Here is an 11,004-nt window from a genome sequence, read left to right on the forward strand (position 1 = left end):
TCACCACCGTGCCATGGCCGCTCGCCCCTCAGAGCAGGCGCCGTTCTCTCTCCAAAACTTTTTGCAGAACCTTCAGCACACTATCGACAAGTGGCGAAGGCAATCGTGACATCCAATCTCCCCCCTTGAGGGGGAGATGTCCGGCAGGACAGAGGGGGGTACTGTCCCGCCGAGGCTGGCGACAAATTCTCCCAGATCCTTGCCTTCTCCGCCTCGCAAGCCGCTCAATCGGGAAGGTAGATCTCCGCCTTCATGAAGGTCTTCGCACGGCCTGTGATCAGCACGCGATCTCCGGCCAGTTTGCATAGCAAATGCCCGCCGCGCTGCGAGCATTGGAATGCCGACAGATGCGTCTTGCCGAGTTTTTCAGACCAATAAGGCACCAGCGTCGCATGAATGGAGCCGGTTACCGGATCCTCGGGAATGCCCGCCCCGGGCACGAAGTAACGGGAGACGAAATCGTGGGCTCGCCCAGGCGCGGTAATGACCAGGCCGAGAGGATGAAAACGTCCGATCCTGAGCAGATCGGGAACGAAAGATCGCACGGTTGTCTCGTCGGCAAGCTCGACAAACAGGTTCTCGAAATTGCGGAAGCTCGCAAATGGCCGCTGAGGCAATATCGCTTGCAGCGCCGAGTTCAGCTCTTCCTCGACGGGCTGCGGCGGAAAACAAGGTAGATCGAGCTGATAGCCCCCTTCCCACCGGGAAACCCGCAGCTCGCCGACCCGGGTGGCGAAGGCCATTTCGCGCTGACCATTGTATTCCGTAGCCAGCACATGGGCGGCCGCAAGAGTGGCGTGGCCGCAGAAGTCGACTTCGTGGACCGGCGTGAACCAGCGCAAATCCCAACCTTTGCCATTCGGCCGCACAAACGCGGTTTCAGCAAGATTGTTTTCGTTGGCGATGGCCTGCATTACCTGCTCCGACAGCCATTCCTCTAAAAGGAGAACGGCGGCAGGGTTACCCTGGAAGGCCCGTTCGGCAAAGGCATCGACCTGATACATCGTCAGCGTCGGCATATCGGCCCTCAAAGATATCCGCTGGGCGGCGCGCCATTTCGGCCGTGCCGCCCCCGGTGCAGGTTCACGCCGCTTCGAGAGCCGCCTTCACCGCAGCGATCGCGTCTTCGGCCTTCGAGCCGTCCGGGCCGCCGGCCTGGGCCATATCGGGTCGCCCGCCGCCGCCTTGCCCGCCCAATGCCGCGGACGCGACGCGCACCAGATCGATGGCGTTGAAGCGGCCGGTCAGATCATCGGTGACGGCGACGACGACGCTCGCCTTGTTGTCCTCGCCGGCGCCGACAAAGACGACGATGCCGGAGCCGAGCGACTTCTTGCCGGCATCGGCCAACGGCTTAAGATCCTTTGGCGAGACGCCCGATACCGCCTTGCCGAGAAAACCGACACCGGCAATGGTTTCGTTTTCCGCAGGCACACCGGCTGGCGAGCGATCGCCCAGCGCCAGCTTCTTGCGCGCCTCGATCAGCTCCTTTTCGAGCTTCTTGCGTTCGTCCAGCAGCGCCTCGACGCGGGCCGGCACATCGGCCGGCGAAATCTTCAACGCGGCGGCGGCCGCCTTCAACCGCTTGTCCTGTTCGTCGAGATGCTTTCTGGCCGCCTCGCCGGTCAACGCCTCGATGCGGCGCACGCCGGCAGCGACCGCACTGTCGGACACGATGCGCACCAGGCCGATATCGCCGGTCGCCCTGACGTGCGTGCCGCCGCATAGCTCGACCGAATAGGGCCGGTTGGCCTTGGCGCCATGCAAGCCCGTGCCCATCGAAACGACGCGCACTTCATCGCCATATTTCTCGCCAAACAGCGCCATGGCGCCTTCGGCAATGGCGTCGTCGACAGACATCAGCCGCGTGGTTACAGGGCCGTTCTGAACGACGATCTCGTTTGCCATGCGCTCGACCTCTTCGAGCTCGTCAGGCGAGATCGGCTTGTTGTGCGAAATGTCGAAGCGCAGACGCTCGGGCGCGACCAGCGAGCCCTTCTGCGCGACATGGGTACCCAGCACCTCGCGCAGCGCCTCATGGATCAGATGCGTGGCGGAATGGTTCGCGCGCAGCCTGGAGCGACGCGCGTGGTCCACCTTCAGCTCGACGGTCGCACCCGTCTTGACCGTGCCGGTGGCCACCTTGCCAAGATGGACGAAAAGCCCATCGGCCTTCTTCTGGGTATCGGATATTTCGATCGAGAACCCGTCGCCCGAAATGACGCCGGTATCGCCCATCTGGCCACCGGACTCGCCATAGAACGGCGTCTGGTTGACAACCACGGCAACGGCGTCGCCCTTGCCGGCGCTGTCGACGGTCTTGCCGTCCCTGACCAGCGCCTGGATGAGGCCTTCCGCCTGCTCGGTCTCATAGCCGAGGAACTCGGTGGCGCCGGCGTTCTCGCGCACCGGAAACCATACCGTCTCGGTCGCCACGTCGCCGGAGCCGGCCCAGCTTTTGCGCGCCTCCGCCTTCTGCCGTTCCATCGCCTCGGTGAAGCCGGCAAGGTTGACCGAGATGTTGCGCTGGCGCAGCGCATCCTGCGTCAGATCGAGCGGAAAGCCATAGGTGTCGTAGAGCTTGAACGCTGTCTCGCCATCCAGCATGTCGCCGGAGGCCAGCTTTTCCGTCGCCTCCGAAAGCAAGCCCAAGCCGCGCACCAGCGTCTTGCGGAAACGAGTTTCCTCAAGCTTCAGCGTTTCGGTGATCATCTGTTCGCCGCGCACCAGTTCCGGGTAGGCTTGGCCCATCTCGCGGACCAGCGCCGGCACCAGGCGCCACATCAGAGGATCGCGGGCACCGAGCAACTGCGCGTGGCGCATGGCGCGGCGCATGATGCGACGAAGCACGTAGCCGCGTCCTTCGTTGGACGGCAGCACGCCGTCGGCGACCAGGAAGCAGGACGAACGCAAATGGTCGGCGATGACACGGAACGATGCGACGGTGCCCGCATCCGGACCTTTGCCAAGCGCCGACGACGCAGCGTCGATCAGGTGGCGGAACAGGTCGGTTTCGAAGACGCTTTCAACCCCTTGCAGGATGGATGCCATGCGCTCGAGGCCCATGCCTGTGTCGATCGACGGACGCGGCAGGTCGACGCGCTCGTCCTTCGTCACCTGTTCGTATTGCATGAACACCAAGTTCCAGAATTCGAGGAAACGGTCGCCATCCTCCTCGGGGCTGCCGGGAGGGCCGCCCCAGATATGCTCACCGCGGTCGATGAAAATCTCCGAACAGGGCCCGCAAGGTCCAGTGTCGCCCATTGCCCAGAAATTGTCCGAAGTCGCGATACGGATGATGCGATCGTCCGAAAGGCCGGCGATCTTCTTCCAGTACGAGGCCGCCTCGTCGTCGGTGTGGTAGACGGTGACCAGCAGCTTGTCCTTCTTCAGCCCGAACTCCCTGGTGATCAGGTTCCAGGCAAGCTCTATGGCCCGCTCCTTGAAATAGTCGCCGAAGGAGAAATTGCCGAGCATCTCGAAGAAGGTCAGGTGGCGCGCGGTGTAGCCGACATTGTCGAGGTCGTTGTGCTTGCCGCCGGCGCGAACACTCTTCTGGGCAGTCGTGGCGCGCGAATAGGGCCGCTTCTCCAGACCGGTGAAAACGTTCTTGAACTGCACCATGCCGGCATTGGTGAACATCAGCGTCGGGTCGTTGCGCGGCACCAGCGGGCTTGACGCGACGACCTCGTGACCTTCCTTGCGAAAATAGTCGAGAAATGCCGACCGGATCTCGTTGACGCCACTCATGAATACTGCCTTTTCGAGAGAACCGCCGGCTGTCGGCGGAAAATAGACATGGCCTTTTAGCGGTCGCACCGCAGCCTGTCCAGAAACACCAAATGGGCTAAAATCCCGGCTTTCATCAGCGCTTTGAAACGCGTCTGCCTCGCCATCAAACGGGAACCGCCGGCACGGGGCCGGCGGTTCGAAACGCATCGATTACGCAAACTCAAAATCAAAACATCAAATCCAAAACCTGGTTGACGCTCCGCGAGGCGTCGCTTGCCCTACATCACCCCGGCGTCGTCCTCGAAACCGTCATCGCTGCTTTCGGAGCCGCCGTTCTCAAGGAATTTTTCGGCGATCAGCCCGGCATTCTGCCGTAGCGCCAGCTCGATCTCGCGCGCCGTGTCGGGATTGTCGCGCAGGAACAGTTTTGCGTTTTCGCGGCCCTGGCCAAGACGCTGCGAATTGTAGGAGAACCAGGCGCCCGACTTTTCGACCACGCCCGCCTTGACGCCGAGATCGACCAGCTCGCCGGTCTTCGAGACGCCCTCGCCATACATGATGTCGAACTCGACCACCTTGAAGGGCGGCGCCAGCTTGTTCTTGACGACCTTGACGCGGGTCTGGTTGCCGACGACCTCGTCGCGATCCTTGACCGAGCCGATGCGGCGGATGTCGAGGCGGACCGAGGCATAGAATTTCAGCGCATTGCCGCCGGTCGTCGTCTCGGGCGAACCGAACATGACGCCGATCTTCATGCGGATCTGGTTGATGAAGATGACCATGGTGTTGGAGCGCGAGATCGAGGCGGTCAGCTTGCGCAGTGCCTGGCTCATCAGGCGGGCCTGCAGGCCGGGCAGCGAATCGCCCATCTCGCCTTCGATTTCCGCTCGCGGCGTCAGCGCCGCCACCGAATCGACCACCAGCACGTCGATGGCGCCGGAGCGCACCAGCGTGTCGCAGATCTCCAGCGCCTGTTCGCCGGTATCGGGCTGCGAGATCAACAGGTTTTCGAGATCGACGCCGAGCTTGCGGGCATAGACCGGGTCGAGCGCGTGCTCGGCATCGACAAAGGCGCAGATGCCGCCCTTCTTCTGGGCTTCGGCCACCGTGTGCAGCGCCAGCGTCGTCTTGCCCGAGCTTTCCGGCCCGTAGATCTCGACGATGCGGCCGCGCGGCAGGCCGCCGACGCCAAGCGCGATGTCCAGTCCAAGCGAGCCGGTCGGCACCGTTTCGATCTCGACGACCTGCTCGTTCGCGCCGAGCCGCATGATCGAGCCCTTGCCGAAGGCACGCTCGATTTGCGACAGCGCCGCATCCAGAGCCTTTGATTTGTCCACCGCTTTGTCCTCTACAAGCCGCAAAGAATTCTGAGCCATGATACATCACCCCGTGGTCGTCAATGGAGGCCGGACAATCCCGCGATCCTTAAAAGAATGTACCTCATTTGTTCTCATTTGTCAATGAGCACCAAGGGTTTGAAAAATAACGCATATCCCTATTTGTTCTATTTTTGTTTCGCGATTATTGCTTCGGATGTGTCTCGCCTCGCATGCGGCGCCGTTGCCGTCACCAACCGAATCGGACCCGCGATTGCAGGGTTCCGCCCGGCGACCTAGTCTCCCCTCGGGCAACAGCTAAAGGGCATTTTGACGGCATGATCAAATCCCCGACGATCCTGGCCGTGGGCGGCGCCTATATCGAGCGGCGCGGCCGGGTTGCCGGCGCCTTCGTGCCGGCCGCTTCCAACCCCGGCACGATGCGCGAGCATGTCGGCGGTGCCGTCTTCAACGCCTTGCGCTGTTCGGTGCGACGCGGCGCCTCGGCCTCGCTGCTTTCGGTGCGCGGCGGCGATGCCCTTGGCGACACGGTTTTACGCGCCGTCACCGAGGTCGGCATTGCCGACCTGTCGGCGGTGTTCCTCGACCGAGCAACGCCAAGCCATACGATGCTGATCGATAGCGACGGCGGGCTGATCGCCGGCCTTGCCGACATGGCGCTCTACGAGCTGGCGCTTCCCAAGCAGATCCGCCGCGCCAAGGTGCGGGAAGCGATCGGTTCGGCCGACGCGGTGCTGTGCGACGCCAACCTGCCGTCGACCGCGCTGGAGCGGCTGGCGGCACTCGCCGCCGGCAAGCCGGTGTTTGCGCTTGCGGTCTCGCCCAACAAAGCGGCACGGCTGACGCCGGTGCTCGACCGTCTGGCGATGGCCTTCATGAACCGGCACGAGGCCGGCGTGCTCGCCGGCGTCGGCATCGATGCTGACGATCAAGGCATCGTCGACGGCCTAAGACGCGCCGGGCTGAAAAGCGGCGTGATCACCGCCGGCGACGAACCAGTGCTCGGTTTCGACGAATTGAGCGCGTTCTCGATCTCGCCACCGCCGCTACAAAAGCGGACCGATACTGCCGGCGCCGGCGACGCATTGGCAGGCGCGACGATCGCTGCCCTGCTGCGCGGCCTGACGTTACGCGCGGCACTGCGCGAAGGCATTGCCGCAGCTATGCTCGTCGTCGAGAGTGCCGCCTTCACCAGCGCTGGCTTTGCCGAAGCGCTGGCGCTCGTGCCCGAGGCGCGGGACCTGGCATGAAGTGCGGCCCGGAATTGCCGAAGCATGACGCAGCCTATTTGCCGGCGCGCCGTCCTGCCTCGTAGGCGCGGCGTGCCCAGATCGCCATCTCGTCGGGATCGTCGAAGGCGCTGTCGGGAACGCTCCAATAGGGCATCGACACGAGCTTGCCGTGGCGCGAGCCGGTATAGGTCCATTGCCGGCAGCCGGCCGCTTCGAAATCCGGGGCGCTTTCGGCGTCGGCCTTCAGCATCAATTCGCCACCGATGACGATGGCGACGATGACCCCGTCGAAATAGATGCCCTTGCCGCCGAACAGCTTGCGGATGCTGACCGGGCCGAGGCCTTCGAAAAGCTCTTCTATGCGCTCGTTGTCCATGCGGCGATCATGTCACCCGGATTTCCCCTTGTCATCGACGCAACCGGCACCATCCTGACAAGTTCAGAATCAATTTCGTCGGAGTTTTTCATGCCGCTTCTGCTCAAAGGGTCCTGCCGGTGCAATGCCGTACGTTTCGAGGTGGAAAGCCACACGCCGGTGCCGTTCATGCTGTGCTACTGCTCGATCTGCCGCAAGCAGCAGGGCGGTGGCGGTTTCGCCATCAATCTCGGCGCCGATTACGAGACGCTGAAAATCCAGGGCAACCGCCATCTCGGCGTCTATCGGGCCGAGATCGAGGACGACGAGCACCCGCAACGCGAGATCTCGACGGGCGAGCGGAACTTCTGCACGAAATGCGGGACGGCACTCTGGCTCTACGACCCAACCTGGCCGGAGCTGGTGCATCCGTTTGCCTCGGCGATCGACACAGACCTACCGAAGCCGCCGGAGAAGGTGCATCTGATGCTGAAATACAAGGCGAACTGGGTCGAGCCGGATATCGGCAAGGGCGACAAGGTTTTCGATGTCTACCCGGAGGAGTCGATCGCAGACTGGCACAAGCGAACGGGGATGTGGGTGGATTAGCGTTCTTCTCCCCGTCGTTATACGGGGAGAAGATGCCGGCAGGCAGATGAGGGGCGGCGCAAACATTGCGAACGCCGGCTCTGCCCCTCATCCGGCCCTTCGGGCCACCTTCTCCCCGTATAATGACGGGGAGAAGGAAAGCCTCAGGCCGAAGCGCGTGCTTCGGCCAGTGCCTTCAGATCGGCCGGCTTCAATTCGACCGATTCGCCGCAGCCGCAGGCCGAGCTCTGGTTCGGGTTGCGGAAGGTGAAGCCGGTGCGCAGTGTCGTCTGCTCGAAATCCATCTCGGTGCCGAACAGGAAAAGCGCTGCCTCCGGCGCGACATAGACATGGGCGCCATCGCGCTCGATATGATCGTCCTTGGTGTTCGGCTCGGTCACCAGATCGACCGTATATTCCATGCCGGCGCAGCCGCCCTTCTTGATGCCAAGGCGAATGCCATGCGCATTCTCACGGGTCGCAACGATCTCGCGAACCCGGTCGGCGGCCTTTTCGGTCATCGTGATGACGGCGAAGCGTCCCATGTTTTCCTTCTCCATTGCGCGCAGGTTCAAGGCCTGCCGAATGATTCCTCACCTAAAATGGTGAAGTTTTGTACCCGGCGCAAGTGCGCCAGCCTCTGGCTGGTCGGATGCTAGTACCACCCAACCGCCACCTGCGCCTCTTCCGACATACGGTCGGGCGACCAGGGGGGATCGAAGGTCATGTTGACCTCGACGCCGGAAACGCCTTCGACGGCGCCGACGGCGTTTTCCACCCAGCCCGGCATTTCGCCAGCCACCGGGCAGCCCGGCGCGGTCAGCGTCATGTCGATCTTGACCGAGCGGTCGTCCTCGATATCGATCTTGTAGACCAGGCCGAGCTCATAGATGTCGGCCGGGATTTCCGGGTCGTAGACCGTCTTCAGCGCCGACACGATGTCGTCGGTCAGCCGCGCCAGTTCGTCGGCGGGAATGGCCGATCCGGAGACCACCGCATTGGTCGTCGTTTCCAGTGCCGTGCTTTCGGCGGTGTGGCTGGCATCATCCATGATCGTCACCCGAAGAACTTGCGCGCTTTTTCCAGCGCATCGGCCAAAGCATCGACTTCGGCCCTGGTATTATACATGCCGAACGATGCCCTGCATGTGGATGTTACGCCGAAGCGTTTCAACAGCGGCTGGGCGCAATGGGTGCCGGCGCGCACCGCCACTCCCTGCCGGTCAATGACCATCGACACGTCATGGGCGTGGATGCCCTGCAGCTCGAACGAGATGATGGCGCCCTTGCCGGGCGCATCGCCGAAGATGCGCAGCGAGTTGATGGCGCGCAGTTTTTGATGCGCATAATCCTTCAGATCGGCCTCATGCGCGGCGATGCGCTCGCGGCCGATGTTTTCCATATATTCGAGCGCGGCACCCAGCCCGATCGCCTGCACGATCGGCGGCGTGCCGGCCTCGAAACGGTGCGGCGGATCGTTGTAGGTGACGACGTCTTGCGTAACCTCCTCGATCATCTCGCCGCCGCCCATGAACGGGCGCATGCGCTCCAGAATATCCTTCTTGCCGTAGAGCACGCCGATACCCGACGGGCCATAGACCTTGTGGCCGGTGAAGACGAAGAAATCGCAGTCGAGGTCCTGCACGTCGATCGGCATATGCACGGCGCTCTGGCTGCCGTCGACCAGCACCGGAATGCCGCGGGCATGCGCGATGCGCACAATCTCCTTGATCGGCGTCACCGTGCCCAGCGCATTCGACATATGCGTGATAGCGACGAGCCTGGTGCGGTCGGTCAGCCGCTTTTCGAATTCCTCGATATGGAAGACGCCGAGATCGTCGACCGGCACCCAGACCAGCTTGGCGCCCTGCCGCTCGCGGATGAAATGCCACGGCACGATGTTGGAATGGTGCTCCATGATCGACAGCACGATCTCGTCGCCCTCGCCGATATTGGGCATGCCGAAGCCGTAGGCGACGGTGTTGATCGCCGCCGTGGTGTTCGAGGTGAAGACGATATTGTCGGTGCTCGGCGCATTGAGGAAACGGCGCACCGTCTCGCGCGCCTTCTCATAGGCGTCGGTCGCGGCATTCGACAGGAAATGCAGGCCACGATGGACGTTGGCATATTCCTGGGAATAGGCGTGCTGGATAGCGTCGAGCACCGCCTGTGGCTTCTGCGCCGAGGCGCCATTGTCGAGATAGACCAGCGGTTTGCCGTAGACTTGCCGCGACAGGATCGGGAAGTCGCGGCGGATCGCCTCGACGTCGTAGGGGATGTTTTCGACTTTCTGGTCCATCTCGAAGTCCTTGCCGCGCTGCCGCGTTCCTTCCAACACCCCTCATCCGTCTTGGCGCTTCGCGCCAATCCACCTTCTCCCACAAGGGGAGAAGGAAGAGCGCCTCTCCTTCTCCCCTTGTGGGAGAAGGTGGCGCCGAAGGCGACGGATGAGGGGTGTTGGCACCAACCCCTCAGTCACCTCTACCCGTGCGTCAAAAACCAATCGTCGAGCCGTGCTTCCAGCGCCTCGACGATGGCCTCGTCGTCCAGTTCCTCGATCACCTCGGCGACGAAGGCCTTGACCAGCAGGCCGCGCGCGGTCTTCTCGTCGATGCCGCGCGCCATCAGGTAGAACAGATGGCTGTGGTCGATCTCGGTGACGGTCGCGCCATGGCCGCAGACGACGTCGTCGGCGAAGATTTCGAGCTCCGGCTTGGTCGAGAACTCCCCGTCGTCCGACAGAAGCAGCGTGTTGCAGGCCATCTTGGCGTTGGTCTTCTGCGCATATTGGTGGACATTGATGCGGCCTTGGAAGACGCCGCGCGCTCTGCCGGTCACCACATTGCGGATGACTTCAGTCGAGGCGGTATGCGGCACGGCGTGGTCGAGCACCATGGTGACGTCGGTATGGGTGTCGCCGGCGAGCAGATTGATGCCGCGCAGGGTGAATTCGGCGCCCTCGCCGGTCGTCTTCACAACGACCTCCTGGCGCACCAGCTTGCCGCCGGCATTCATGACGAACAGCGTCAGCTTCGAATTCTTGCCGAGATGCGCCTTGAACTGGGCAAGGTGCGTCGCCGTATCCGGCTGCTCCTGCACGATGAGCCATGTCACCTCGGCGCCCTCGCCAAGCACAAGCTGGCTCACCGCGCTGACCAGCGCCGCCCCCTCGCCTGCCTGGCGCTCGACGATGACAGCCTTGGCGCCGGCGCCGACGCGGACGGCCAGCCGCACATGCGTCTGTCCACCGGCCTGCAGATTCTGCAATTCGACCGGCTTGTCCAGTTGGGCACCGTCGGCGATATCGACGAAATAGCCGTCGGCGACAAAGGCGGTGTTGAGCGCGCCGATGGCGTCGTCGCTGCCATAAGAATCGAGCCCAGGTGCTGCGCTGCCGTCGGTCAGCTTCTCCGACAGGCGCTGCACGACAACGCCCTCGATGCTAGCGAGCTTGGCGCTCGAAACGCCGTTCAGCACCGGCAAAACCGAGGAGCCTTCGACGATCGGCGCAATGGCTTTCGCAACCGCTGCCGGATCGAAGTCCGGCACCGAGGTCAGCAGCCGGCGCAGGTCCGTATAGTGCCAGGATTCGATGCGCCGCGTCGGCAGGCCGCTCTTGATCGCCTCGATGGCGTCGTCGCGCTTCAGCATCACCGCGCCGTCACCGGGCAGCAGCGACAGCCGCTCGCCAAAGGCGTCGATCAGCGCCGTTTCGGCTAATGTTCGCTGGGGTGTTGTCGTGTGCATATTCATCAGTTTCG

At 63.0% G+C, this 11,004-nt stretch carries 10 protein-coding genes; 2 read left to right on the top strand and 8 right to left on the bottom strand.

Features of this window, described 5'->3' with window-relative positions:
• Positions 1 to 224: 224 nt before the first annotated feature.
• The 3 genes from NKJ23_RS18170 to recA all read right to left on the bottom strand — a co-directional run bounded on the left by NKJ23_RS18170 (position 225) and on the right by recA (position 5,108).
• A complete protein-coding gene (locus tag NKJ23_RS18170) occupies positions 225 to 1,019 on the bottom strand; it encodes a PhzF family phenazine biosynthesis protein (protein WP_352681519.1) in 795 nt (264 codons plus the stop codon).
• 64 nt (positions 1,020 to 1,083) lie between these two features.
• Positions 1,084 to 3,750 (bottom strand): alanine--tRNA ligase, encoded by a 2,667-nt coding sequence (alaS, locus tag NKJ23_RS18175; protein WP_352681706.1) that lies wholly within the window; start codon positions 3,748 to 3,750, stop codon positions 1,084 to 1,086.
• Between the two features lie 260 nt (positions 3,751 to 4,010).
• The gene (gene recA / locus NKJ23_RS18180; protein WP_023674696.1) at positions 4,011 to 5,108 is read right to left on the bottom strand and encodes a recombinase RecA; all 1,098 of its coding nucleotides are present in this window, start codon (positions 5,106 to 5,108) and stop codon (positions 4,011 to 4,013) included.
• Positions 5,109 to 5,386: 278 nt separating this feature from the next.
• On the opposite strand from recA, the gene NKJ23_RS18185 reads away from it, so the two are divergent.
• Positions 5,387 to 6,319: a PfkB family carbohydrate kinase gene (locus tag NKJ23_RS18185; protein ID WP_352681521.1), complete on the top strand. Its 933-nt coding sequence runs from the start codon at positions 5,387 to 5,389 to the stop codon at positions 6,317 to 6,319.
• A gap of 34 nt (positions 6,320 to 6,353) precedes the next feature.
• Here NKJ23_RS18185 and NKJ23_RS18190 read toward each other — a convergent pair whose 3' ends face one another.
• Positions 6,354 to 6,677: a TfoX/Sxy family protein gene (locus tag NKJ23_RS18190; RefSeq protein ID WP_023674693.1), complete on the bottom strand. Its 324-nt coding sequence runs from the start codon at positions 6,675 to 6,677 to the stop codon at positions 6,354 to 6,356.
• Positions 6,678 to 6,767: 90 nt separating this feature from the next.
• Here NKJ23_RS18190 and NKJ23_RS18195 point away from each other — a divergent pair, with 90 nt between their 5' ends.
• Positions 6,768 to 7,265, top strand: coding sequence for a GFA family protein (locus NKJ23_RS18195; protein WP_352681523.1), 498 nt, complete (start codon positions 6,768 to 6,770; stop codon positions 7,263 to 7,265).
• Between the two features lie 143 nt (positions 7,266 to 7,408).
• Here the strand turns inward: NKJ23_RS18195 and sufA are convergent, their stop codons facing one another.
• The 4 genes from sufA to sufD all read right to left on the bottom strand — a co-directional run bounded on the left by sufA (position 7,409) and on the right by sufD (position 10,996).
• Positions 7,409 to 7,789, bottom strand: a complete 381-nt coding sequence (gene sufA / locus NKJ23_RS18200; protein WP_006206001.1) for a Fe-S cluster assembly scaffold SufA — start codon at positions 7,787 to 7,789, stop codon at positions 7,409 to 7,411.
• A gap of 110 nt (positions 7,790 to 7,899) precedes the next feature.
• The gene (locus NKJ23_RS18205; RefSeq protein WP_352637797.1) at positions 7,900 to 8,295 is read right to left on the bottom strand and encodes an SUF system Fe-S cluster assembly protein; all 396 of its coding nucleotides are present in this window, start codon (positions 8,293 to 8,295) and stop codon (positions 7,900 to 7,902) included.
• Positions 8,296 to 8,300: 5 nt separating this feature from the next.
• Positions 8,301 to 9,542 carry a cysteine desulfurase gene (locus NKJ23_RS18210; protein ID WP_352681525.1) on the bottom strand — a complete coding sequence of 414 codons (1,242 nt, stop codon included), beginning with the start codon at positions 9,540 to 9,542 and terminating at the stop codon, positions 8,301 to 8,303.
• Between the two features lie 182 nt (positions 9,543 to 9,724).
• On the bottom strand, positions 9,725 to 10,996 hold the full coding sequence (sufD, locus tag NKJ23_RS18215) for a Fe-S cluster assembly protein SufD (RefSeq protein WP_352681527.1): 1,272 nt from the start codon (positions 10,994 to 10,996) through the stop codon (positions 9,725 to 9,727).
• Positions 10,997 to 11,004: the final 8 nt, after the last annotated feature.

This window comes from Mesorhizobium sp. M0184 (assembly GCF_040322215.1).
Taxonomy (GTDB): domain Bacteria; phylum Pseudomonadota; class Alphaproteobacteria; order Rhizobiales; family Rhizobiaceae; genus Mesorhizobium.